Here is a 24,646-nt window from a genome sequence, read left to right on the forward strand (position 1 = left end):
TGGGGCGCCGGTGGCGCGGCGCGGGATGATGCGCCTCGGTCTCAACATAGCGCGGGTTCGCGCTGTCCAGCGTCCCGTCGGCCGCGCGTCAGCCGCGCTCGGTCAGGCGCCAGGCCGCGGGCAGCAGCACGCCCGCGAGGACGGCCTTGATCGCGTCGCCCGGGAGGAACGTCAGGGCCCCGGCCGCGAGGGCCTCGCCGGGTGCCATGCCGGCCACCACGGCGAGCCACGGGACGCCGATCGCGTAGATCACGACGGTGCCGGTGGCGAAGGCGAGCACGGTCCCGAGCACGCCGCGGTCCATGCCGCGGCGGGCGAGCGCGCCCACGACGGCGCCGGCCGCGACGAAGCCCACGAGGTAGCCGCCGGACGCGCCGAGCACGACCTCCACGCCTGACGCGCCACCCGTGAACACGGGCAGGCCGATCATGCCCACCAGCACGTAGACCACCTGCGCCAGGGCGCCGCGCCACGGGCCGAGGGCGGCCGCGCCGAGCAGCACGGCGAACGTCTGTCCCGTGACGGGCACGGGCAGGCCCGGTACCGGGATGCGGATCTGCGCGGCGAGCGCGGTCAGCGCGGCCACGCCGAGGACGAGCGCGACGTCGCGCGCGACGGCGCCCGGGATCAGGTCGGCCAGCACACGGCGCGGGTTGGAGCGGGGGAAGAGCGGGAGAGCGAGCGTGGTCATGGCGACGACGCTAGCCCCGCGGTGGACTCTTCGTCCTGGTGCCTCGCGACCTGTGTTGCGGGGCGCCCGTTGTGGGGATCACGCAATCCCGGGCGGCGTGGACCGCCCAGGGCCGCGAGCGGTTGTGGGACGACGACAATCCGGGGCCGCCGCTCACCGCTCGACGACGTCGACGAGCCCCTCGAACATCGCGAAGTCCTTGCCGTTCCGGGTCACGACCGTGAGGTCGTGCGCCATGGCGGTCGCGGCGATCATCCGGTCCATATGCCGGGCCTTCGGGTCACCACCGCGCTGGAGCACCCGGGTGAGCAGCTCCCCGTACATCTCGAGGCAGTCGTCGTCGAACGGGATGCCTTCGCCGAAGGTGCTCTGGACCCGCAGGAGCCGCCGGGCGCGTGCCTTGTAGACCCCGAGGTCGGAGGTGAGGTGCATGCCTCTCGCGAGCTCGGCGTAGGACAGAGCGCTGACCAGGAGGTCGTCGAACCCGTGCAGATCCGGGGGCGCCTCGCCTGCCGACTCGGTGGCGACCAGGATGTTCGTGTCGAGGAGGGCGCTCACCACCCGTAGGTCTCCAGCCGTTCGTCGAGCTCCTTCTCCACGGCTGCACGGTCTTCCGCGAGGTCACGTCCCCAGCTGTCGTCGCCCAGCGGCGCATCGCGATACACCGCCATCGCCTCCGCACCGGTCACCGGCCGGCGCCGCGCGGGTGGCACGAGCCGCGCGATCTCCTTGCGGTACCGGGTCACGACGTACGTCTCGCCGTGCTCGACGGCATCGAGCACGGGAGTGGGGTTCTGCCGGAGCTCGGCGATCGTGACCGTGTGCATGTCGATCATCCTACAGATGTAGATACTTTTGGGCGCACGGGACGTTCCCTGGAACCCCTCGCCCGCTCTCAGCCTCGCCGCGACCGCCGGCGGAACGACGACGGCGTCTCCCCGGTCAGCCGCGCGAACGTGCGCGTGAACGACGGCTGGTCGTAGAACCCGGCCGCCACGGCGACGTCGGCCAGGGCGGTCGTCGTGGAGGTGAGCAGGTGCGCCGCGCGGTCCACGCGGACCCGGAGCACGAGCTGCCGGGGGCTCACGCCGAACACGCGCCGTACCCGGCGGTCGAGCACGGCCGGGGTGCAGCCCGCGGCGTCGGCGAGCTCGGCCAGGGAGAGTACCCGGCCCTCGTCGAGCGCGGCCTCCACGGCCGCCCGGAGGCGGCCCGTCGCGTCCATCGTCGCGTCGTCGGCGTCGCCCGAGCGCAGGTCCTGCGAGAGGGAGACGATGCCCACGGCCCGCCCGGCGTCGTCGTGCACGGGGAGCTTCGAGGTGAGGAACCAGCCGGGAGTGCCGCCCAGGCGGCGGATCAGCTCGAGCTCGCCGCGGAGCGGGCGGCCGGTCCGCAGCACCTCGGCGTCCTGCGCCTCGTAGCGCTCGGCGAGCTGCGGCACGAACAGGTCGCGTGCCCGGCGCCCGACCACCTGCCGCCGCGACCGCTCGCTCGTGCGGCGCACGAACACCTCGTTGACGATCACGTAGCGCCCGCAGGCGTCCTTGGCGCAGAACATGACGTCGGAGAGCTCGTCCATCAGCCCCACCATCGCGGGGCTCAGGGCGGCCAGGAGGGCGTCGGCCTCCGGCCACGCGCTCTTGTCGGGATCCGCTGTCATGGCGGGCCCGATCGTACAAGACGAGTCCGCGCGACCCGAGGCACCCTGGGAGCATGAGCACCACTGTCCCGGCGCACCCCGCCGACCCCGAAGGCGCCACGAGCGCCGCCTCCGGCCCGGCCCCCACCGGCCCGGCCCCCACCGACGCCCTCGCGGAGAAGCTGGCCGACGACGCCGTCGCCCTCGCCCGCCGCTGGATCCGCGCCGAGCAGAGCAGCACGGCGACCGACCCGGCCGGGCAGATCAGCCAGGCCCCCTCGCGCGACCGCCAGGCCGACGCCACCGCAGCCCGCCTGGGCGCCCTCGTCTCCGACCCCGCCGGGCTGGAGCTGGCCGTCGGCTTCGTCGACGACGTCGCGCGCCCCCAGGACGCCCGCGTCGCCGCCCGCGCCCTGGCCCGGCTGGGCCGCAAGGCCGGTGCTGCGTCGTTCCTGAGCCCGGTGGACCGCGCGCTGTTCCGCACGGGCGCGCTCGTCGCGCCGGTGCTGCCGAGCGTGGTGGTCCCCGCAGCGCGCCTCCGGCTCAAGCAGCTCGTCGGCCACCTGGTGGCCGACGCCGGCCCCGGCCTCGCTGCTCACCTCGCCCGCACCCGCGCCGAGGGGTACGCCCTCAACGTGAACCTCCTCGGCGAGGCGGTGCTCGGCGAGGACGAGGCCCGCGCCCGCCTGGAGCGCACCATCGCGCTGGTGCGGCGGCCCGACGTCGACTACGTGTCCGTCAAGGTCTCCTCGGTGGCGGCACAGCTCGTCACCTGGGACCTCGCCGGCTCGCGCGACCGCGTCGTCGAGCGCCTGCTCCCGCTCTACCGCGCCGCCCGTGACCACGGCGTGTTCCTCAACCTCGACATGGAGGAGTACCGCGACCTGGCGCTGACCACCGCGGTCTTCACCGAGATCCTCGGCCGCGACGAGTTCCGCGACCTGGAGGCCGGCATCGTGCTCCAGGCCTACCTGCCCGACGCGCTCGGCGCCCTCGACGGGCTCACCGAGTTCGCGGCGCAGCGCGTGGCCGACGGCGGCGCCCGCATCAAGGTGCGCCTCGTCAAGGGCGCCAACCTCGCCATGGAACAGGTCGAGGCCGAGCTGCACGACTGGCCGCAGGCGCCCTACCCCAGCAAGCCCGACGTCGACGCCAACTACGTGCGGCTCCTCGACCACGCGCTGCACCCGGCACGCACGCGGGCCGTCCGCATCGGCGCCGCCTCCCACAACCTCTTCCACGTGGCGCTCGCGATCCTCCTCGGGCGCGAGCGCGGGGTGTCCGAGGCGCTCGACATCGAGATGCTCCAGGGCATGGCGCCCGGCGAGGCGGCGGCGGTCCGCGAGGAGGTCGCCAAGGACGGCGGCCGGGTGGTGCTCTACACGCCGGTGGTGCGGGACGAGGACTTCGACGTCGCGATCTCGTACCTGGTGCGCCGGCTGGAGGAGAACGCGGCGGAGCAGAACTTCCTGCACGGGATGTTCTCCCCGGCGGCGTCGCCCATGGACCACCACGAGGCCGCCTTCCGCGCGTCCGTCGTGCACGGCGTGCACTATCGCGACGAGGACGTCGCCCCGCGCCGGCGCGGCCGTGCCGAAGCCGGCGCGGTGCACCCGGGCGACCCGGCCGCCGTCGTCCCCTTCCGCAACGCGCCCGACACCGACCCCGCCGTCGCGGTCAGCCGCGACTGGGCCCAGCGGGTGGTGGGCCGCGCGTCCGGCTACGTCCCCGCGCTCGCCCGCCCCCTCACCAGCACCGGCGAGGTGGACGACGCCGTCGCTCAGGCCGCGCGTGCCCGCGCCGCCTGGGCGAAGGTCACCCCGTCGGACCGGGCACAGGTGCTTAGCGCGGCCGCCGCGCACCTGGAGGCGGCGCGCGCCGACCTCGTCGCCGCCATGGTCCACGAGGCCGGCAAGACCGTCGCCGAGGCCGACCCCGAGGTCAGCGAGGCCGTCGACTTCGCCGCGTACTACGCGGAGCGCGCGGCCGACCTCGAGCGCGTCCCCGGCGCGACCTTCACGCCGGACGGCATCACCCTCGTCACGCCGCCGTGGAACTTCCCCGTCGCCATCCCGATCGGCGGGGTGCTCGCGGCGCTCGCGGCCGGTTCCGCGGTGCTGGCCAAGCCCGCCCCGCCCACGCCCCGCTGCCTGGAGGTCGCCGTCGAGGCGGTGCACGCGGCGCTCGACGAGCTGGCTCCGCGGATCGGCCTCGACCCGGCACTCGCCCGCACGGTGGTGCAGTTCCTCCGCGTGCCCGACGGCGACCTGGGCCGCCACCTCGTCACCCACCCCGACGTCGCACGGGTGCTGCTGACCGGCTCGATCGAGACCGCGGAGCTGTTCGCATCGTGGCGACCCGAGCTCACGGTGCTCGCCGAGACGTCGGGCAAGAACGCGATCGTCGTGACGCCGTCGGCCGACCTCGACCTCGCGGTGGCCGACGTGGTCCGTTCGGCGTTCGGGCACGCCGGCCAGAAGTGCTCGGCCGCCTCGCTCGTGATCCTCGTGGGGTCCGTGGGCGACCCGCGCTCCGCGACGGGCGAGCGGTTCCGCCGCCAGCTGGTGGACGCCGTGCGCTCGCTCGCTGTGGGCCCGGCAACGTCGCTGTCCACGACGATGGGCCCGCTCACCGAGCCGGCCCAGGGCAAGCTGCTGCGCGCCCTGACCACCCTCGAGCCGGGGGAGACCTGGCTGGTGCGGCCCCGCCGGCTCGACGCGGAGGCCCGCGAGGCGGGCCTCGGGCCGGGGCGTCTCTGGACCCCGGGGGTGCGCGACGGCGTCCGGCCGGGCTCGTTCTTCCACCTCACGGAGGCGTTCGGCCCGGTGCTCGGGATCATGACGGCGCGCACCCTCGCTGAGGCGATCGAACTGCAGAACGGCGTGGCCTTCGGGCTCACGGGCGGGCTGCACTCCCTGGACGGCGACGAGGTCGCCACCTGGCTCGACCGCGTCGAGGTGGGCAACGCCTACATCAACCGCCACATCACGGGCGCGATCGTGCGGCGGCAGCCGTTCGGCGGCTGGAAGGCTTCCGTGGTCGGCCCGGGTGCCAAGGCGGGCGGCCCGCACTACGTGGCCCAGCTGGGCTCGTGGTCCGACGCCGCAGACGTCCCGTCGCGGGTCACCTCACCGGCCGAGTGGCTCGCCTGGGCCCGGGCCGACGACGACCGCGCGTGGGCCGAGGAGCTCGGCGTCGAGCACGACCCCTCCGGTCTGCGTGCCGAGTCGAACGTGCTGCGCTACCTGCCGGTGCCCGGCCTGACCGTCCGCGTGGGTGACGGCGCGCTGCCGGTCGAGGTCGAGCGGGTGCGCGCGGCGGCGAGCCGCGCGGGCGTGCCCGTGACGCTCTCCGGCGAGGAGACCACTCACGAGGCGTTCGCCGAGGCGGTGGCCGACGGGCGGGTGACCGGCCGCGTCCGCGTGATCGGCGAGGCCCCCGGGCTGCGTGCGGCGGCGGCGGCCAGGCTCGGGAGCGTGACGGTGCTCGACGGGCCGGTGCTGGCGTCGGGCCGGCGCGAGCTGCTGACCGTCCTGCGGGAGCAGGCCGTGAGCCGGACGATGCACCGGTACGGCCACGTGCACACGCGCTAGCCGCCCACCAAGACCGCCGAGACAGTCACCTCGTCGGACGAGGTGACTGTCTCGGCGGGGTGGGGCTCTTCGGCGAGCGGCTCAGTCGGACTCGCCCTCGACCAGCTTGGGCGTGAAGACCTGCGGCGCCTCGGGCACCCGCTTGCCCGCGAGCAGGTCCAGGAGCGTCCCGGTGGCAGCCTCGACCATCTGGACCACCGGGTTGGTGACGGTGGTCAGCCGCGGGCTCAGAGCCGCGGCGACGCCGAGGTCGTCGAAACCGACCACCGCGATGTCGCCGGGCACGGACCTGCCGCGGGCGGCGAGGACCTTCAGCACGCCCTCCGCCATGAGGTCGGACGCCACGAAGATCGCGTCCACGTCGGGGTGCTCGTCGAGCAGCCGCTCGGCCGCGGCGGCGCCACCCACCGCCGTGAAGTCGCCCTCGACGAGGGCGTCGGCGGGGAGCCCGGCCTTCTCGAGCTCCTCGTGCCAGCCGCGGGACCGGTCGACGCCGGCCGTCATGTCGAGCGGGCCGGTGATCGTCGCGATGCGCTTGCGCCCCCGTGAGATCAGGCGGCGGGTGGCGATGCGCCCGCCCTCGACGTTGTCGACGTCCACGTAGTGGAGGTTGGTCTCGACGAACGGTCGCCCGACGAAGACCGCCGGGAGCGACCCCCTGCCCAGCTCGGGCTCCAGGCGGTCGTCCCGGTGGTGCGACGTCACGATGACGCCGTCGACGTGCCCGCTCCGCAGGTACCGGGCCATCTGGCCCGGGTGCTCGCCCGGGCGGGACAGGAGCAGCACGAGCTGCAGCTCCGTGCCCGCCAGGCCGTCGCTGACGCCCCGGAGGGTGCCCGCGAGGAACGGGTCGGTGAGGATGCGCGCGTCCGGCTCGGGGACCACGAGTCCGATCGAGTCGGTGCGCCGGGTGACGAGCGACCGTGCGGCCCGGTTCGGGGCGTACCCGAGCCGGGCGACGGCGTCGTCGACGGCGGCCTGCGCCTCGGGCGAGACGCGCAGGCCGCCGTTGATCGCGCGGGACGCCGTCGACCGGGAGACGCCGGCAGCCTGCGCGACGTCGTCCAGGGTGGGGGGTCCGCTGTTCGTCACTCCGCTGCGACCGCCTCGATCACGGGGTTGGCCAGCGGCGGGACCGCGTTCTCGGTGGCCACGCCGCCGTACCAGAGGCCCGACGCCTTGACGGTGCGCTCCTGCGTCTCGTAGTCGACACGGACCAGGCCGAACCGCTTGCCGTAGCCCCATGCCCACTCGTAGTTGTCCAGGAGCGACCAGCCGAAGTAGCCGCGCACGTCGGCACCCTCGTCGATCGCGTCCTTGATCGCCCGCAGGTGCAGGTCGATGAACTCGACCCGGCGGTCGTCCTGGACGAAACCGTTCTCGTCCGCGACGTCGTCGTAGGCGCAGCCGTTCTCCGTGACGTAGAGCGCGATGCCCCGGGGTCCGGTGTAGTCCTGCTGGAGACGCAGCAGGAGGCGGGTCAGCCCCTCGGGCTGGACCTCCCAGTTCTGGTCGGTGATGGGCAGGCCACGCGGGTGCGTGTACGCGCCGTCGCCGCCGGGGAACGGGGACGACGACGGCCGGCTCACCGGGGCACCGCCGTCGAGGCTCGTGACCGGGGGCGTCGCCGAGACCGCGTTGCCGTGGTAGTAGTTCACGCCCAGCGAGTCGATCGGCGTGGAGATGATCTCCAGGTCGCCGTCCTGGATGTGCTTCTCGAGACCGTAGTCGGCGACGTCGGCCAGCACGTCCTCCGGGTAGGCGCCACGCAGGACCGGGTCGGCGAAGATCCGGTTGAACCCGCCGTCGAGCCGGCGGGCGGCGTCGACGTCTGCGGGGTTCTCCGGGTCCAGCGGGTCCTCGACCTCGAAGTTGAGCGTGATGCCCAGGTTGGCCTCGGGCGCGCGCTCGCGCAGGGCCTGGACCGCGAGGCCGTGGCCCAGCATGAGGTGGTGCGCGGCCGCGAGGCCGTCCTCGCGGGACTGGCGGCCGGGGGCGTGCTGCCCGCCGGTGTAGCCGAGGAACGCGGCGCACCACGGCTCGTTCAGCGTGGTCCACACGCCGACGCGGTCGCCGAGCGCCTCGTGCATCGTCACCGCGTAGTCGCGGAAGCGGTACGCCGTGTCACGGCTGGCCCAGCCGCCGTGCTCCTCCTCGATCGCCTGGGGGAGGTCCCAGTGGTAGAGCGTGAGCCACGGCAGGATGCCGGCACCGAGGAGCTCGTCCACGAGGCGCGAGTAGTAGTCGACGCCGGCCTGGTTGACGGAGCGGCCGCCCGGGACCACGCGGGCCCACGAGGTGGAGAACCGGTACGCCTTGATGCCGAGCTCCTTCATGAGCGCGACGTCCTGCGGGTAGCGGTGGTACTGGTCGCAGGCGACCTCGCCGTCCTCCTGGTTGAGCACGGCACCCGGGACGTGCGCGAAGACGTCCCAGATGGAGTCCTCCCGCCCGTCCTCGTGAGCAGCGCCCTCGACCTGGTACGCGGCGGTCGCCGCTCCCCAGAGGAAGTCGGTGGGGAAGTCGACCCGCCCGGTGGCGTTCGGCGTGGGCTCGGTGCGCGGGGCTGACGGGGTGAACGGCAGCGCGGTCCCGGGCGCGGGGATCCGGGCGACGCCGCCCGTCGTCGTCTGAGTGTTCATCCCTTGACAGCTCCTTGCATGATGCCGGCGACGAGCTGTCGGCCGACGAAGGCGAAGATGATCAGGAGCGGCAGCGTCACGAGGAACACACCGGCCATGATCAGCGAATAGTCGTCGTGGTAGCCCGCCTGAAGATTCTGGACAGCGATCGGCAGCGTGGGGTTCCGGGATCCCAGGACGATGGACGGCCAGAAGAAGTTGGTCCACTGCTGCACGAAGGTGAACAGACCGAGCATAGCCGCGGCGGGCCTGGCGGCCGGGAGCGCGATGCTCCAGAAGGTGCGGAACATCGACGCGCCGTCCACGCGAGCGGCCTCGACCAGCTCGTAGGGCAGGGCCTCCTCGAGGTACTGCGTCATCCAGAAGACGCCGAACGCCGAGACGAGGGACGGCACGATGACCGCCTGGATCTTGCCGATCCAGTCGAGCTCGCTCATCAGGATGTACAGCGGGATGATGCCGAGCTGCGTGGGCACGGCCATCGTCGCGATGACGAAGATCAGCAGCGGCCCGCGGCCCTTGAAGTTCAGCTTCGCGAACGAGAACCCGGCGAGCGTGGAGAACATCACCACGGCCAGCGACACGACAACGGCGATGATCAGCGAGTTGGCGAGCGCGAGCCAGAAGTTGATCTGGGACGAGGCCATGACCTGGCTGAACCGCTCGAAGATGCTGAAGTCGGGCAGCAGCTGCGGGAGCGGCCGCTGCGAGATGGTCACCTGGTCGGACGAACCCAGCAGGAGGGTGTAGTACAGCGGGAAGATCGAGACCAGGAGAGCCAGGCCCAGCAGCGTGTACGTGACCCAGCCGGGCCGGCGGACGGCGCTGCCCGTGCCGTGGTCCTGTGCGAGGCGACGTGCCTTCGCCTTGGCCGCGCCACGGCCCGCGGTCTGTGCGGTTACGGCGACGGAGCTCATGACTTCCTCCGGTCGGTGGTCGGGGTGGTGTGACGGCCGCGAGGGCCGGGCCGGCCGGCGCCGGCGGCCTTCGCCTCGGCGAGCAGCCGCTTGGTCACGGCGCGGCTCACCTTGGGCGCCCGCGGGCCGGAGCTGGAGATCCGCTGCGTGACGAGGAAGTTGATCAGCCCGATCAGCACGATCAGGACGAAGAGGATCCAGGCGACCGCCGCGGCGCGGCCGAAGTTGCGCTGGTTGCCCCAGGCCACGTCGTACATGTAGAGCACGGTCGTCATCCACTGTCGGTCGGCGCCGCCGAGGCCGCCGGAGTCGTACAGGCGCGCCTCGTCGAAGATCTGGAGGCCACCGATGCTCGACGTGATGACCACGAAGATGATCGTCGCGCGGATCTGGGGGATCGTCACGGAGAAGAACTGGCGCGCGCGACCGGCGCCGTCGATCGTCGCGGCCTCGTACAGGTCGCGCGGCACGGCCTGCATCGCGGCGAGGAAGATCAGCGCGTTGTAGCCGGTCCAGCGGAAGTTGACCATCGAGGAGATGGCGATGTGGCTGGCGAGGCGGTCGGAGTGCCAGAAGACCGGGTCCAGCCCGATGATGCCCAGCATGGCGTTGATCAGGCCTGACTGGTCGGCGAAGAGCCGGCCGAAGATCAGGGAGACCGCGATCGGCGCCACCACGTAGGGGATCAGCACGCCCATGCGCCAGAACGTCGCGTTGCGCAGGTTCTGGTCGAGCAGCGCGGCGATGAGGATCGCGGCGAACAGCTGCGGGATGGACGACAGGACGAAGATCGAGAACGTGTTGCCCAGCGACTTCCAGAAGTGGGGCTGGTCCAGCACGTCGACGTAGTTCTGGGCCCCGACGAACTCGCCCTGCCCCCCCAGGAGGTTCCACTCGTAGACCGAGACCACGGCGGTGTAGATCAGGGGGAAGAGGCCCGTCAGCGCGAAGAGGACGAAGAAGGGCGAGATGTAGAGGTAGGGCGAGATCTTGACGTCCCACCGGCTGAGCTTCTGCGAGAACCCGAGCCTGCGTGGTGCGCGAGGCGTGGGTCCGTCGAGCGCCGGTGAGGGCTTCGCGGAGGTCGTGACGGCCATGTCGTCTTCCTGGTTGAGCGCCGAGCGCGCGCGGTTGGTGGACAGCGGACCGGGCCGGTGCAGGTGCACCGACCCGGCCCGTGCGGATCGCGTCCGGGCTCAGCGCCCGTCAGCGGATCGGATCAGCGTTCTCAGGAGAGGCCGAGAGCGTTGAACGCCTCGACAGCCTTGTTCCACGACGTCTCGGGGTCGTCCGTCTTGTCGACCTCGACGCGGGTGATGGCGTCGGTCACCGTCTGGTGGATCGCGAAGTAGTGCTCGCCCTTGAACGGGTTGACCTCGATCGCCTTGGCGCGGTTCGAGAAGATCTGGCCCACCGGCGCGTTGTTCATGAACTCGTTGGTGAAGTCCTGGACCTCGGCCGACTCCTGCGCCTCGACCTGCGACGGGAAGGTGCCCGCCTCGACGAACGCGGCGGTCTGCTGCTCGGGAGCGGTCAGCCAGGCGGCCAGCTTCTGGGCGGCCTCGGTGTTCTCGCCGGAGGCGGGGACGGTCAGGAAGGAGCCGCCCCAGTTGCCGCCGCCGCCGGGGAAGACGTCGGCCACGTTCCAGCCGGTGACGCCACCGGAGTTCGACTCGATCGGACCGGTCATCCAGGCCGGGCAGAGCATGGTCGCGAAGGCGTTGTTCTGGAAGCCCGCGGCCCAGTCGTCGCTCCACTGGCCCAGGCCGGCGGAGAGACCCTTGGTGACGGAGGCCTCGATCACCGTGTCGTAGAGGTCACGGATCTCGGTGTTCGTGGCGAGGTCCTTGACCGTGCCGTCGCTCTCCTCGTACGCGTTCTCCATCTGGTTGACGAGGCCCTGCGCGATGGCGGTGCCGGCGTCGTACCAGGCCGAGTCGGAGGCGGCGACGAAGGTCTCGCCCGCGGCGAAGTAGTCCTCCCAGGTGGCGTCCTCGCCACCGAGCAGCTCGGCCACACCGGCCGGGTCAGAGGGGAGGCCCGCGGCCTCGAAGAGGTCCTGGCGGTAGCAGATGGCCTCGGGGCCGATGTCGGTGCCGTAGCCGATGAGGGCGCCGTCCGGCGTGGTGGCCTGCTCGACCTTCCAGTCGAGCCAGCGGCCCTCGAGCTCGGGGTCGCTCAGGTCCACGAACAGGTCGGGGTAGAGCATGAGCTCGGGGAGCCAGTCGACCTCGATGGCCTCGATGTCGGCCAGGCCCTCGCCGCCGGCGGCGAGCTTGGTCGTGAGGTTGGTGCGCGCGTCGCCGGACTCGGCGGCGACGACCTGCTCGACCGTCACGCCCGGGTTCTCCGCCTCGTACTGGGCGAGGAGCTCGTCGGTGTAGCCGAAGTTGTTGAACGTGGCGACGGTGAGGGTGATGTCCTCGCCCTCAGCGGTCTCGCCGCCTTCGTTCGAGCCGCCGCACGCGGTGAGCGTGAGGGCGAGGGTGGCGATGCCGGCGGTCGCGGCGAGAGCGCGCCGGCGGGTGGGTCGGGTGCTGCTCAGCACGGGTGACTCCCTTGTCTTCAGGACGTGTCGGAGCTGACGCGTCTCGTTCCTGTGGTTGCGCTCCCACAGCGTGGTGGTAGCGCTTCCATAGCGTGCTCGAATGGTGCCCCCGTGGACGAGGGTGCGTCAAGCCACCTGCGACGTGGATCACCCGCTCGGGCGGGTCTCGGGACGGTAACGCCCCAGGTCACAGGCGTTTCGACGACGCGGGCGTGACCCGATCGTTACGAGTGGATGTCCGGCTGGTCACGGTTGGGCGTGTCCCGGTCACCGGCGAGCCAGGCCCGGCCGGCCTCGGCCTCGGCCTCCAGGGTGCCGCGCACGGCGCCCGCTGCGGCCTCCTCGACGACGTGCGCGAACAACGGGACCGACGCCGTGACGTCGCCCGAGTACGCGAGGCGCGTGCCGCCGTCGGGCAGCGGGTCCAGCGACATGGTGCCGACCACCCGGACCGGGGCGCCGAGGATCTCCATGGCCACAGAGCCCACGCGACGGCCGCCGGACTCCGCCTCCCAGGCCTCCGCCTGGCGGATCTCCAGCTCGTCGCCCACGAACGGGCGTGCCTGCACCGGGATCTGGTCGGTGGAGAACGTCCTCCGGACCACCACGGTGAAGCCGGACTCCACCGAGCCGGTCACGTCCGCCTGCTCCACGGTGTCGGTGCCCGCCGTGCGGCGGGCGCGCCATCGGACGAACTCCTCGTCGGCGAGCATCGCCGACACGTCGTCGAGGGTCGCGGGAAACGTCAGGTCGACGGTCAGGTGCACGGGCTCTCCTCGTGGCGTGCCGGTGGTGTGAACTCTAACCCGGGGCCCGCGGGCGCCGGGGGTCCGTCCGGCGGGTACGACGTCCGGCGGGCCCGGTCGGTTCCCGCGTGGTGGGCCCGCGGAGCCGCCTGACCGCGCGGCCTCTAGGCTGGGCGGGTGTCTGCCATGAGTGACCTGATCGCCCAGCATGCCGAGCTCGAGCCGGCCGATGTGGAGTGGCTCCACCTGCTCGTGGGTGACTGGCAGGTCGTCTCCGACCTGGCCTTCGCCGACCTCGTGCTCTGGCTGCCCACCAGCGACGGCAGCTTCGTCGCCATCGCGCAGTGCCGTCCCTCGACCGGGGCCACGGTCCACTACGACGACATCGTGGGCTCGCTCGCGCCCGAAGGGCAGCGCCCGCAGCTGGCGCGCGCCCTCGACGAGGCACGGGCGCAGCGGTCGCGCGAGCCGCGGTGGTTCGGTGCGTACGCGGTGCGGGAGGAGGCGGTGCCGGTCGTCCACAAGGACAAGCCGATCGCCGTCGTGGCGCGCCAGACCAACCTCGGGTCGGGGCGCACGCCGTCCCGGCTCGAGCTGAACTACGTCGAGGCTGCCGACGACCTCGTGGCCATGATCGCGCGCGGGGAGTTCCCCTCGCCGAACGCTGCGACAGGCCCGCGCCGCGGGGCGCCGCGTGTCGGGGACGGCCTGATCCGGCTCAACTCCGAGGGGGAGGTGCTGTACGCGTCGCCGAACGCGCTGTCGTGCTTCCACCGCCTCGGTGTGATCGGCCCCCTGGTGGGCCAGTCGCTGGTCGAGGTTACCGCCGACCTGCTGGAGAACCAGAAGAACCCGGTCGACGAGTCGCTGCCGCTCGTGGTCATGGGCCGTGCGCCGTGGCGCACCGACGTCGAGGCGCGCGGCGTGGCGCTCTCGCTCCGCGCGCTGCCGCTGACCGACCACGGGCAGCGCATCGGGGCCGTCCTGCTCTGCCGCGACGTGTCCGAGCTGCGACGTCGTGAGCGCGAGCTCATCACCAAGGACGCGACCATCCGCGAGATCCACCACCGGGTGAAGAACAACCTCCAGACGGTGGCGGCGCTCCTGCGGCTCCAAGCCCGGCGCATGGACCTGCCGGAGGCGCGGGCGGCGCTCGAGGAGGCGATGCGGCGGGTCGCGACCATCGCGCTCGTCCACGAGAGCCTCTCCCAGACCCTCGACGAGTCGGTCGAGCTGGACGACATGGTGGGCCGCGCGCTGCGGCTCACGGCCGACGTCGCGTCGGCGGGCACCAGTGTGCGCACCGTGCGGACGGGGTCGTTCGGGCTGGTTCCCGCGCAGGACGCCACCCCGCTCGCCCTCGTGCTCACCGAGCTCGTCACCAACGCGGTGGAGCACGGGTTCGTGGGCCGGGCGAGCGGCACCGTCGAGATCGGCGTGGAGCGGCAGGGCTCCGCCCTGCGGGTCGTGGTCGCCGACGACGGTGTGGGCCTCCCTGAGGGACGCGGACCCGGGAGCGGCCTGGGCACGCAGATCGTGCGGACGCTCGTCACCAACGAGCTGGGCGGCACGATCACCTGGGAGGTGCGAGAAGGCGGCGGCACCGAGGTGGTGCTGGAGCTCGTCCTGCGCGACGGGGCAGGCGGCGGGCTGATGCCGTGAGGCCCGCCGGGCTGGACGGGGGTCGTCCGGCCCGGCGGGCCCGGGTACGACTCAGGCCCGAGCGCCAGGGGTGCTCGGGCCTGAGTCTGGGTCTTGCGGGGTAAGAGTGGGTCAGCCTGCGCGGCGGGCGCGGGCGGTGCGGCGCTTGAGTGCGCGACGCTCGTCCTCGCTCATGCCACCCCAGACTCCGGCGTCCTGCCCGGAGTCGATGGCCCACTTGAGACAGGTGTCGACAACCTCGCAACGGCGACAGACGGCCTTGGCTTCCTCGATCTGCAGCAGGGCAGGGCCCGTGTTGCCGATGGGGAAGAAGAGCTCGGGGTCCTCGTCGAGGCATGCAGCGCGGTGGCGCCAGTCCATGGTTCGCATACTCCTAAGAAGGAACGGGCCCGTCGTCCGAGGGGGGTTCTAGACCGCGGATGACCCTGCGCCGGCATCGTCAGTCGTGCGTTCTGGGGGCGCAGGACTGGATGGAAAACGTTGTTGCCGGGGGTCGGTGCGGTCGAGGACGCGGGCTTGTTCGGGGGGCGGTGTGGGATTGCTCCATCAAGATTCACACCTCGTGAAGCGTCGCACAAGGGGTTACGGCAAAGTTTCTTCGAGATGTCTCGTGAGGTATCCGTCACACTATTGTGAAAGCGCAGATCATCGCTATCCTGGTGCGTCATGCCTGGACCAGACAGCCAATCCGCGCCTACTCCTTCGCGATTGATCCGTTCCCTCCGCGCCCTTCTCGTGGTAGAGGCGGCGGCTCTCTCGGCGTTTGCAGTGGTGCTCCTCGCCGAGCTGTTCTCAGGTGGCTCCCAGTCCGTCGGCGTGAGTCTCTTCCTGATCGTCTGCGCCGCCGGGGCGGCCTCCGCGCTCGTGGGGGCGGGCCAGGCCCTGGTCCGCGGGAGCCGCGGCGCGCGGGGCGTCATCGTCACGTGGCAGCTCTTCCAGATCCTCGGCGGGATCGCCGCGATCGGCAGCGGGGAGGCGTGGGCCGCCGTCGCAGGAGCGGTGGCACTCGTGCTGGCGGCGGCGGTGATGGTCCTGTTGCTGAGCCGGCCGGTGACGGACGCGACGACGGGGCGCCCGCCCGCTTCCTGAGGGCCCGGCTTGCCAACCTCCCTCTTTGGGGCATTTCCTCCGAATGTCCGGCGTGTCTTCTGAACTTTCTGCCCCGGGCGAATTCGTACGCCTGTGCGAGCGGTTCGTAGTTGTCGGTGGGAGAATGTGATCTATGACGATTACGTCCGGCAGCCTCCTCTCGCCGTCGGTGACGCAGGGGGAGAAGCCCGCGGCGTACCGGCCGGCCGACGTCGCGCGCCTGGCGGAGGTCGCCTCGCGGCCGAGCCTCGAGGATCTGCATGCGGCGGTCGCGGAGATGGCGGCTGTGCAACGGCGGATCAACACGCTGAGCGGTCACCTGCTGCTCGCGGTGGAGCGTGCTCGGCGCATCGCGGTGTGCCTGGAGGACGAGGTGCTCGCCGCGGACTCTCCGCGGTTGCGTGAGCTCGACCCCGGCCGGGCTGCCGACCTCGCCCGTCGCGCGCTGGTCGAGGAGACCAAGAGCGCGCTGGGTGTCGGCCCGCGCACCGCTCAGGGGCTGCTCGCTGACGCGGAGCTGCTGACCGGTGCCGCACCCGCCACGCTCGCGGCCGTGCTGGCCGGGGACCTGTCGGAGAGGCACGCCCGCGCCTTCGCCGACGAGGTGGCGGACCTCTCGCCCGGCGAGGTCGCGGCGGTCGAGCGGACTGTGCTGCCCGGCGCTGCGACCCGCTCGCTCCCCGACTTTCGGCGTCGTGTGCGGCAGGCGCGCGATCTGATCCAGCCCGTCCCGCTCGAGGTGCGCCACGCAGATGCCGCCGCCCGGCGCGGCGTGTGGGTGGATCCCGCTCCGGACGGCATGGCGACCCTGACCGCGCTGCTGACCACGACCGCCGCCCACGCGATCCACGACCGGCTCACGCAGACGGGGCAGGCTGCCGGCGCCGACGGCGACCCTCGCACGCTCGCCCAGCTGCGCGCCGACACCCTGACCGACCTGCTCCTCGACGACGGGACGCTCGACCGGTTCGGGGCGGCTATGGCGACGGGACCGGTCGTGCCGGACCGGGGCCCGGCCCCGGACGCGGTGGATGGCGGTCTGACGGGCGGCGGTGCGGTGGGTGGCGGTGTGGCGGGCGAGCTCACAGCGGTGGAGGCCCGCACGCCGGCGGTCGAGACGGCTCCCGAGGATCCTCCGCCGTTCCGGCCCGGCGACACCGATTCGCCGTCGTTCCTGGCGCGGCTCGCCCGGACGGTGCGCCCGCACGTCCAGGTGACCGTGCCGGTGACCACGCTCCTGGGCGGGTCCGCCCCGGGGTGCCTCGACGGGCACAGTCCCGTCGATCCCGACACGGCCCGCACCCTGGCCGCCTACGCCCCCAGCTTCAAGCGTCTCCTGACGCATCCCGAGACGGGCGCTGTGCTGTCCGTCGGCCGGGACTCGTACGTGGTGCCGGCAGACCTGCGCGAGTGGCTTCGCGTCCGTGACGTCACCTGCCGGTTCCCCGGGTGCGGGCGGACGGCCGCGCGCTGCGACGTGGACCACACGACCGGCTGGGCTGCCGGCGGCGCCACGGACGCCGGCAACCTCGCCCACCTCTGCCGTGCTCACCACACGCTCAAGCACCAGACCGCCTGGCACGTGCGGCACACGGGCGGCGGCATGCTCGACTGGACCTCGCCTGCGGGCCACCGCTATACGACGGTCCCCGGCAGCGCCGTCGTGCACACGGTCTCCCTGACCGGCGCAGCACCGACCGATGTGCTGCCGGATCCGCTGCCGGAGCAGGGCCTGGGTGACCCGCCGTTCTGACCGGCGATCCCGCCGAGCCGTCGTCCCAATCACGGCATCAGCACCTGGCAGAGCACCGGCTCCCCACGATCGAGCCAGACCCCGCGCCCCGGTGCCCCAGCCGTCCCCGCGTACGGCGCCGGTGCTCCCAGCGACACGTCCCCTGCCCGGTCGCCGGACAGCAGGACGAGCCGGGGTCCTACCCTGCCGGCCACTCCGCCAAGACCGGGGCCGTCCGCACCGAGGGCGAAGGCGGCGCTCCCCGTGAGCGCACCGATCAAAGGGTCCCGGCCGTACGGTGCCGAGATCAGGGCCGTCCGGAGATCCTCGATGCCGTCGACGACCACGACGGTTCCGCGTGACGCGCCGGGGTCCGGATCCTCCGTCAAGGACCGCAACAGCTCTGCGAGCCGCTCCGGCTCGCGTGGTCCGGTCACCGTCCCGAGAGCAGGATGGCCGGCGAGCACGTCGAACAGCCCAGCGGATCGCGCACCCGCCACCACGTGCACCCGGTGGCCGGCCCGCAGCGCCGCGGCCGCGATGGTCACCAGTGCCGTGGTGCGACCGGAACGCGGACGGCCCACCACGGCGAGGTGCCCGTCCTCCGGGTTCCAGGCCACGGTGGAACGGCGCTGCTGCGCGGGTACGTCGCCGAGGGCGAGGGCGATGCCCGGCGGTGCGGTGCCCGGCTGGACGTGTTCGGCCAGGTCGGCCGCGCTGACCCGCGCTGGGAGCGGGGGGAGCCAGGGCGGCGGACCCGGCACGTGGCCCAGCCCCCTGGCGGCAGCCCGCACGGCGTCCACGATCTCTGCGGCAACGTCCTGCCGTTGTGCCGGTGCGGCACCGGACGCGGCGGTCTCGCGTCCGGTCGGGCTCGTGCCCCCGTGCGCGCCAGGCCAGGCCGGCGCCCGCCGGACGAGGTCGGGTTCGGTCTCGCCGCGTCTCCCTGCCTGCGCGCACTGGAGCACCACCGGTGGTGCAGACCCGACTCGCAGCACGGCCCGGCCGGGCCGGTCGGCAGGGATCTGGGAAGCCAGCGGAGAGTCCACCACGTCGCGGGACTCCAGCGCATCGACGACGCGGAGCGCCACCCGTGCGCCGACGTTGGCTCGCAGCTCGGCGCTCACGGCACCGGCGGGCCGTTGCGTGGCCAGCACGAGGTGGACACCGAGCGACCTGCCCTGGGACGCGGCGCGCAGCACGCCAGGGAGGAACTCGGGCAGGTCCTCGGCGAGGGCCCGGAACTCGTCGATCACCACGACGAGCCGGGGCAGGACGCCCCTGGGCAGCTGGGCGACATCCGCGACCCCATGTACCGCGAGCACCGTCTCCCGCCGTCGCAGCTCCGCCCGCAGCCCCGCAAGGGCCCGGCCGGCGAGCCCCGGGTCGAGGTCGGTGACCTGGCCGACCACGTGCGGCAGGCGGCCGCACGCGCCGAGGCTCGCGCCGCCCTTGAAGTCGACCAGCACGAGGGAGAGGTCGGCGGGCGAGCGGCGCAGGGCCAGTCCGAGCACCAGCGTCTGCAGAAGTTCCGACTTGCCAGAGCCGGTCGTCCCCGCGACGAGGAGGTGTGGACCCTGAGCCACCAGGTCGAGGTGGACGACGCCCTCGGCGGAGGCCCCGAGCGGCACAGCCCAGCCGCCGCCCGCTGGCGAGCCGTCGCCGGTCGCCGAGCCGCTGTCCGCTGCCCAGCCGGCGGCGATCCTGCGGGGATCGGGTCGCGGGCCGAGCCCGTGGATCGTGGCGAGCGGCACGACACCGGGGAGGCGCGGGTCCGTCACGGGACCCATGCTCGACGTCCCGCCCGGTCGGGTGAACGGCGAGGGCAGCCGGCCGAGCCAGGCCGCTGCCGCGAGCCGGCGGGCCAGGCGCTCCGCCCATGCTGCGCTGACCCCCACCAGGGGAGCGGCCACGGCGCCGTCCGGGCCTTGCACCTGGAGCGCGTCGTCGCGCACCTCGACCTTTGTGCGGCACCAGGCGGGCGCCTGGGAGCCGTGCCCGGCGGGCCCCGGCGTCGCCGCACCGGCGTGCGGGTGGCACAGCAGGACCGTGCCGTTCGACAGCGCCACGGACTCGGCGAGCGCCAGGTCGGCGTCGGCCCCGTCGGTGTCGACGAGGACGACGGCCTGCCGCCCGGTGGCCGTCGTCGCCCCGTCGGGCGCGCGCCCGCCCGGTGTGCCGGAGCGGGCGTCCGGGACCCGAGCGCTCGCAGCGGGCAGCCAGCGGCACCAGGCCCAGGCCGACGCCCCGTGCCCCAGCACGTCCACGGGGATCCCCTGGGCGGCCAGCTCGGCCACCACGGCGCGAGCCACCGCACGTGTGGGCTCCGCGGGGCCGCGGATGCCGAGCGTCCCGTCGGTGAGGAGGGAGCGTGCCAGCGTCTCAGGAGATCCGGGCCGCTCGTCGCGCCCGGGGTGGGGTGGCATGCCGTCGGGTGACTCCTCGGAAGGTGCCACCGCGGCCCAGGCGCCGGCGGACGCGTGTTCGGCGGCCGCGGCAAAGGCCATGAGGCCCGCCGGGCCCGGCAGGGCTCGCGGCGCGCGTGCGCCGTCCTGCGGTGCGGTGCTCGCGGTCCCGGTCCGGTCGTCGCCGAGCCGTGCTCTGCGGGAGGCCAGGCGGCGGCGTCGGGCGGCCTGGAGCTGGGGGAGAGCCGTGACCAGCCCGACCGCGGCGAAGAGGGCGAGGGCAGGCTGCCGCAGCGCGGCGGCGAGGCCGAGCGACGCCACCACCGGCAGGAGAACCACGAGGATGCCTGCCGGTCCCGGCGTAGCCGGCCTCGGCGGAACGAGCCAGCCGGCGAGCCCGCCCGGGCACCGCCGGGCGACGAGCCGGCCTCTGCCGGCCCGGGCGAGCACGGCCCCGACGGGGGTGGTGGCCGAGAGGTCACCCGCCCGAGGCCCGGACGTGGAGGCGACGACCCACCGGGAACGGAGGGCGTGCTCCTCCCGCTGCCGTGCCGGGTCCAGCGCCTCGGTCGTGGCCAGCGTGGCGAGCGTGGCGCCGGGCACGAGCGGGTGCTCGCCGACGCGTCGGGCGTCGGTGGTGACCACCCCGTCGGCCTGCAGCGGAGCGTGCCGAAGCTCCGGGCGGCGGAGCAGGTCGGCCAGCGCAGGGCGCAGGGCGCCGAGCGAGGCCCCGGTGCGGAGGAGGAGGTCCTCGCCGCGGTGGAGGGTCAGTCGTACGGGGTCACGTGCCACGCCATCAGGGTCCGACGGCGTCCGGGGTTGCCGCGTGGGAGCGCGCGGCAGGTGTGCACGGGCGGGCTCTCCACAGGCCGTGCGTCGGCCTCCGTCCGGCAGCGCGTCACCAGGGGAGACGTTCTCCCTTCGGCGGCACGTAGGGATGGTTCAGCGCGTAGGTGACCAGAGCCTCCTGCACCCAGCCCGGCCGCCGCACCCTGGTGGTCGGGATCTCGAGCGTCTTGACCAGGGCGCAGAGGTGCTCCTGGACGGTGCGGTGCGACATGCCGAGCTGTTCGCCGATCGTGCGGGCGGTGGGCAGCGGTGCGGAGGCGTCGCCGCGCATGCGGGGCGCGACGAGCGCGACCATCACGTCATGCCGGCGGCTCGTGGGATCGATGCCCCACGCCACGGGGACGTCGGCGACGCACCACCCTGCCGGGGCGCCCGCCGGCTCGGGGCCGAAGACGGTAAGGATGTGCCCGGTGGCGCCGGCGACGGCCGCGAGGTCGAACGGTGGCGACAGCGTGGCTCCCGGTGCGACGCGGACCTGGTCACGCGGGTCGTCGAGGTTCCAGACCCGCAGGGCCACCCCGGTGCTGAGATTCGTGAGGTGCCAGGTTCCGTCGTTGTCGGCGCTGATCGTCCCCGCCGCCCCCTGGACGAGCAGGTCCGGCGTGGGACAGCATCCCGTGACGCATCCGCTGAACGTCACCGGTCGCCCGGCGGGCGCGTCCATGACCTCCCGGGCATCCGTACCCTCCACCCCCTCGGCCAACGTGACCGTGAGCACGATGTCTGTTGTACAGAGCGTTGTCATCTTTCCCCCTGTCTTTGCCGGTGGTTGCCCGCCGACCCCTGTGGACCGTAACAAAATGGACACAAGTCCGGCAGGAGGTGTGCGCGTGGCGAACAGAGATCACCCGCCCGGAGTACCCCGTATCACCCGGGTACCGGGCTGGACACGGCTCTGCGAAGGTGGTTCACGTTGCGGCGCCGCGACACCGTACAACATCCCCCTTCGACAGGAGACAGATGATGTTCGGCAAGAGGAACAGCACCAAGCCCGGTAGCGTTCGCAGGGCGGTGGCCGCGCTCGTGGTCGGCGGCGCGCTCGCTGCCGGCGGCGCGGGCGTGGCCAACGCGGTCAGCGTCGGTGGTGGCACCTGGAACTACGGCACCGACGACGGCCGCGTGTGGTCGCACTACTACCACGGGTCCAGCTGCCACGGCGCCTCGGTCCAGGGGACCGTCTTCGTGCGCGTCACGGGCGTGCCCGGCGGCTACTGGGCCAGGGCGTCGGCGCCGGACCGCTGGTACGCCGTGGACCACTCGTACTGGCACACCTGCTGATCACGTCACTGTGCGAGACCTTGTGCGGCCGAGCAGCTCTGTGCTCGGCCGCACAGGCCTGTCCGACCCACGGCCCCCAGGAGAGTCGACATGCTTCATCGCGGTGCCCGTCTGGCGTACGCGCTGTCCGTGCTGCTGGGGACGTTCCTCGCGTTCCTCGCGTTTCATGCGTTCGACGAGCTGGGGCCCGCGGGCCCGGACCAGCAGGTCCGCATCGGTGAGAAGCTCCCGTCGGCCTCGGCCGCCGACGTGGAAGCGGCCGTCACGCGCGTCGCCCAGGAGACCGGGGCCGACGTCGGCCGCATCGTGACGGACCTGCGCTCCCCGGGAAACGTGACACACATCTACGTGGCGGTCGGTGATCCGGAGGGCGAGGCTGCCGACCGGATCGCGCACGGGTTTCAGGGCTTCAGCCGGCTTACCGATGTCCGCTACCACCCGATGTCGGACCTTGCTGACACCGACCCGCGGGGCTATTACGTGGTCTGGGGTGACCAGGCCGACGCCGAGGAGCTCCTCGGCGAGCTGCGGGCGCTCGGGCTCGACGGCGAGGTCGCACCGTATCCGGGTCTCGCGGACATCCCGGAGAAGCTCGGCTACGGTCCGCTGGCCTGGAGCGCCCTCATGGCCGTCCTGGCGGTCGTCGTGCTCATCGGGTCCGGCGTCGTGATGAACGCTCCGGCGTACGGCGTCCAGCGTCTCCAGGGGCGGTCGTTCGGCACGATCCTTGCCCGGGACCTGCGAGAGGCCGTCCGCGGTGCTGCCGCGCTCGCCGGCGTCCTCGCCCTCGTGGTGGGCGTGGCGCTGTGGTTCTACAACGGCTTCGCGCGCGTGGGGGAGTTCTCAGCCGTCGCGGGTACCACGGTGGGCGCTCTCCTCGCGATGGCGGTGCTGACACACGTCGCCGCTCTCGGACTGACGTTCCGCTCACAGATCCTCGGGGCGGTCAAGGGTGAGTACGCCTCCGGCTGGGCGCTGGTCGCCATGTACGCGGTACGGGTCCCCGCTGTCCTGCTCGTCGTCACCGTCGCGTTCGGGTGCGTGACCGCGGCCCTCCAGGTGCTCGAGCGCCAGGCGGCGCAGTCCGCCTGGAAGGCGGTGGGAGACGCCTCGTACCTCCTGGTGGGCGGCCAGGTCGGCGGGGACGACCCCGAGACCGACGCCCGGGCAGGTGCCATGGTGCGCGAGGCGGGGCAGGCCGGCGATGCCGTGGTCGTGCTGGACGTCTCCTACCTCATGGCGCCCGCCGACCCGTCGTCGCCGAACGCCGTCCCGGACCTGACCTGCCCGGTCTTCGCGGTGAACCCCGCGTATCTCGGGGAGCACACGGTGCTCGACGATGCCGGGGCCCGTCTGACGGACGTCGCGCCGGACGAGGTGACCGCGCTGGTGCCGCCTCGGTGCGGGGAGGACATCCGGTCGGGCATCGCGGCCTGGACGACGTTCCAGTCGGGCCTGGCCGGTGTCGAGGCGCCGCTGATCGCCGAGCGGGCGGTGGCGGCCGGTCAGGAACACTTCACCTACGGGAGCCCCAACGACGCGCGGGTGTCCCCCTACACGACCGACGCGGTCCTCCTCGTGATCCCGGAGACCACAGGAATGGTCGATGACCAGGGCTACCTGTCGTGGCTGACCGTCGGCGCGGTGGTCTTTCTCGACCCGGCGGAGGCCCTCGCGAGGGTCGACGCCGCAGGCCTCTCGGACTACATCATCGGCGTCCAGCCTGTGGCCCAGGCGGCGGCAGACCAGTATCGTGCGCTGGTCGCCGACCTGAGGCTGGCCGTCTTCGCGACGGCGGGGGTGCTCGCCGTGGTCGTCGCCACCGCGTTCGGTGTCTCGACGATCCACGCTCGCAGGTCGGCACAGGCGCTGTTCGTGCGTTACATCTCCGGCTGGTCGTTCTGGCGGTCCCACCTGACGTTCCTCGCCGGTGAGGCGGCCCTGGTGGTGCTGGTGCTGGTCTGGACCGTCAACGAGGCGCTCGGCCCCGCCGGCCCCGTGGGCCCCGCCGACGTTGTCAGGCACAGCGCCGGTGCATGGCAGCTGAGCATCGCCGCAGTCAGCGCGGTCGGCGGCCTTGCTCTCACCGCCTTCCTGGTGCGTACCGCTACCGAACGCCTGGTCAGGACCCGCTCGGCGGACTCATGATCGTGCCCGTCACCACCGTCCTCGGTCCGTATCCCGGTCTGTCCATCCTCTGAGGAGCGCCAATCATGTCGAGCATCACTGCCGTCGAGCTGAGCAAGGCTTTCGGTGACCGCGTCCTGTTCGAAGGATTGTCGTTCAAGGTCGCCCCCGGGCAGATGGTGGCGTTGACCGGACCGTCCGGGTCGGGCAAGTCCACCCTGCTGAACTGTGTGGGACTGCTGGAGGACGTGACGTCCGGCGCCATCGAGGTGGACGGGCGCGACATCACCAAGTTCGGGAGCGGCACGGCACGCAGGTTCCGCCGGGACACGCTGGGCTATCTCTTCCAGAACTACGCCCTCGTCGAGAACGCCACCGTCCGCTTCAACCTCGACATCGCGCTGGCCCCCGGCCGCAAGGGCGCCGCCGGCGTGCCCGCCGAGGAGGCGCTGGAGCGCGTCGGTCTCGGCGGACGCGGAAAGGAGCCCGTCTTCCGCATGTCCGGCGGGGAGCAGCAGCGGGTCGCTCTCGCGCGACTGCTCGTGAAGGCGCCCACGGTCGTCCTTGCGGACGAGCCGACCGGCGCTCTCGACGGTGCCAACGCCGACATGGTGCTCAGCTCGTTGCGATCCATCGCCGACGACGGCGCCGCTGTGCTCATCGCCACGCATTCCGAGCACGTCGTCGAGGCGTGCACGGACGTCCTGCGGGTCGGTAGGGCCTGAAAG

The 24,646-nt window shown here is 72.9% G+C and carries 20 protein-coding genes; 7 read left to right on the top strand and 13 right to left on the bottom strand.

What is annotated here, in order from left to right:
• Nucleotides 1–88: 88 nt before the first annotated feature.
• The 4 genes from AC060K_RS12345 to AC060K_RS12360 form a co-directional block, all read right to left on the bottom strand.
• Complete coding sequence (locus AC060K_RS12345) at nt 89–691, bottom strand: biotin transporter BioY (RefSeq protein WP_483765713.1); 603 nt, start codon at nt 689–691, stop codon at nt 89–91.
• A 153-nt stretch (nt 692–844) separates the two neighbouring features.
• Nucleotides 845–1,249: a PIN domain-containing protein gene (locus AC060K_RS12350; protein WP_483765714.1), complete on the bottom strand. Its 405-nt coding sequence runs from the start codon at nt 1,247–1,249 to the stop codon at nt 845–847.
• Nucleotides 1,246–1,518 carry a type II toxin-antitoxin system Phd/YefM family antitoxin gene (locus tag AC060K_RS12355; RefSeq protein ID WP_483765715.1) on the bottom strand — a complete coding sequence of 91 codons (273 nt, stop codon included), beginning with the start codon at nt 1,516–1,518 and terminating at the stop codon, nt 1,246–1,248. Before AC060K_RS12355 ends, AC060K_RS12350 begins: the two co-directional genes overlap by 4 nt.
• A 68-nt stretch (nt 1,519–1,586) precedes the next feature.
• Nucleotides 1,587–2,351, bottom strand: coding sequence for a helix-turn-helix transcriptional regulator (locus AC060K_RS12360; RefSeq protein WP_483765716.1), 765 nt, complete (start codon nt 2,349–2,351; stop codon nt 1,587–1,589).
• A 53-nt stretch (nt 2,352–2,404) separates the two neighbouring features.
• Here AC060K_RS12360 and AC060K_RS12365 point away from each other — a divergent pair, with 53 nt between their 5' ends.
• Nucleotides 2,405–5,923, top strand: a complete 3,519-nt coding sequence (locus AC060K_RS12365; protein WP_483765717.1) for a proline dehydrogenase family protein — start codon at nt 2,405–2,407, stop codon at nt 5,921–5,923.
• A gap of 81 nt (nt 5,924–6,004) precedes the next feature.
• Here the strand turns inward: AC060K_RS12365 and AC060K_RS12370 are convergent, their stop codons facing one another.
• The 6 genes from AC060K_RS12370 to AC060K_RS12395 form a co-directional block, all read right to left on the bottom strand.
• Nucleotides 6,005–7,015 (bottom strand): LacI family DNA-binding transcriptional regulator, encoded by a 1,011-nt coding sequence (locus AC060K_RS12370; protein ID WP_483765718.1) that lies wholly within the window; start codon nt 7,013–7,015, stop codon nt 6,005–6,007.
• Nucleotides 7,012–8,565 carry a GH1 family beta-glucosidase gene (locus AC060K_RS12375; RefSeq protein WP_483765719.1) on the bottom strand — a complete coding sequence of 518 codons (1,554 nt, stop codon included), beginning with the start codon at nt 8,563–8,565 and terminating at the stop codon, nt 7,012–7,014. Before AC060K_RS12375 ends, AC060K_RS12370 begins: the two co-directional genes overlap by 4 nt.
• Nucleotides 8,562–9,482, bottom strand: a complete 921-nt coding sequence (locus AC060K_RS12380) for a carbohydrate ABC transporter permease (protein ID WP_483765720.1) — start codon at nt 9,480–9,482, stop codon at nt 8,562–8,564. The genes AC060K_RS12375 and AC060K_RS12380 overlap by 4 nt, the downstream gene beginning before the upstream one ends.
• The gene (locus AC060K_RS12385; protein WP_483765721.1) at nt 9,479–10,579 is read right to left on the bottom strand and encodes a carbohydrate ABC transporter permease; all 1,101 of its coding nucleotides are present in this window, start codon (nt 10,577–10,579) and stop codon (nt 9,479–9,481) included. The genes AC060K_RS12380 and AC060K_RS12385 overlap by 4 nt, the downstream gene beginning before the upstream one ends.
• A 131-nt stretch (nt 10,580–10,710) precedes the next feature.
• Nucleotides 10,711–12,030, bottom strand: a complete 1,320-nt coding sequence (locus AC060K_RS12390) for an ABC transporter substrate-binding protein (RefSeq protein ID WP_483765722.1) — start codon at nt 12,028–12,030, stop codon at nt 10,711–10,713.
• A 224-nt stretch (nt 12,031–12,254) separates the two neighbouring features.
• Nucleotides 12,255–12,797 carry a DUF2505 domain-containing protein gene (locus tag AC060K_RS12395; RefSeq protein ID WP_483765723.1) on the bottom strand — a complete coding sequence of 181 codons (543 nt, stop codon included), beginning with the start codon at nt 12,795–12,797 and terminating at the stop codon, nt 12,255–12,257.
• A gap of 165 nt (nt 12,798–12,962) precedes the next feature.
• Between AC060K_RS12395 and AC060K_RS12400 the strand changes: the two genes are divergently transcribed.
• On the top strand, nt 12,963–14,438 hold the full coding sequence (locus AC060K_RS12400; RefSeq protein WP_483765780.1) for a sensor histidine kinase: 1,476 nt from the start codon (nt 12,963–12,965) through the stop codon (nt 14,436–14,438).
• 111 nt (nt 14,439–14,549) lie between these two features.
• Here the strand turns inward: AC060K_RS12400 and AC060K_RS12405 are convergent, their stop codons facing one another.
• Nucleotides 14,550–14,798 (bottom strand): WhiB family transcriptional regulator, encoded by a 249-nt coding sequence (locus AC060K_RS12405; RefSeq protein ID WP_125774843.1) that lies wholly within the window; start codon nt 14,796–14,798, stop codon nt 14,550–14,552.
• A 348-nt stretch (nt 14,799–15,146) separates the two neighbouring features.
• Between AC060K_RS12405 and AC060K_RS12410 the strand changes: the two genes are divergently transcribed.
• Together AC060K_RS12410 and AC060K_RS12415 are read left to right on the top strand one after the other, a co-directional pair.
• Nucleotides 15,147–15,527: a hypothetical protein gene (locus AC060K_RS12410; protein ID WP_483765724.1), complete on the top strand. Its 381-nt coding sequence runs from the start codon at nt 15,147–15,149 to the stop codon at nt 15,525–15,527.
• A 133-nt stretch (nt 15,528–15,660) separates the two neighbouring features.
• Nucleotides 15,661–17,280 (top strand): HNH endonuclease signature motif containing protein, encoded by a 1,620-nt coding sequence (locus tag AC060K_RS12415; RefSeq protein ID WP_483765725.1) that lies wholly within the window; start codon nt 15,661–15,663, stop codon nt 17,278–17,280.
• A 29-nt stretch (nt 17,281–17,309) separates the two neighbouring features.
• Here AC060K_RS12415 and AC060K_RS12420 read toward each other — a convergent pair whose 3' ends face one another.
• Both AC060K_RS12420 and AC060K_RS12425 read right to left on the bottom strand, forming a co-directional pair.
• On the bottom strand, nt 17,310–20,456 hold the full coding sequence (locus AC060K_RS12420) for an FtsK/SpoIIIE domain-containing protein (RefSeq protein ID WP_483765726.1): 3,147 nt from the start codon (nt 20,454–20,456) through the stop codon (nt 17,310–17,312).
• A gap of 106 nt (nt 20,457–20,562) precedes the next feature.
• Nucleotides 20,563–21,231 carry a hypothetical protein gene (locus tag AC060K_RS12425; RefSeq protein WP_483765727.1) on the bottom strand — a complete coding sequence of 223 codons (669 nt, stop codon included), beginning with the start codon at nt 21,229–21,231 and terminating at the stop codon, nt 20,563–20,565.
• A 245-nt stretch (nt 21,232–21,476) separates the two neighbouring features.
• On the opposite strand from AC060K_RS12425, the gene AC060K_RS12430 reads away from it, so the two are divergent.
• From AC060K_RS12430 to AC060K_RS12440, 3 genes are all read left to right on the top strand, one after another.
• Complete coding sequence (locus tag AC060K_RS12430; protein WP_483765728.1) at nt 21,477–21,791, top strand: lactococcin 972 family bacteriocin; 315 nt, start codon at nt 21,477–21,479, stop codon at nt 21,789–21,791.
• A 90-nt stretch (nt 21,792–21,881) separates the two neighbouring features.
• Nucleotides 21,882–23,939 carry a bacteriocin-associated integral membrane family protein gene (locus tag AC060K_RS12435; protein WP_483765729.1) on the top strand — a complete coding sequence of 686 codons (2,058 nt, stop codon included), beginning with the start codon at nt 21,882–21,884 and terminating at the stop codon, nt 23,937–23,939.
• Between the two features lie 65 nt (nt 23,940–24,004).
• Nucleotides 24,005–24,643: an ATP-binding cassette domain-containing protein gene (locus AC060K_RS12440; RefSeq protein WP_483765730.1), complete on the top strand. Its 639-nt coding sequence runs from the start codon at nt 24,005–24,007 to the stop codon at nt 24,641–24,643.
• Nucleotides 24,644–24,646: the final 3 nt, after the last annotated feature.

This window comes from Antribacter sp. NEAU-D49, from assembly GCF_057158775.1.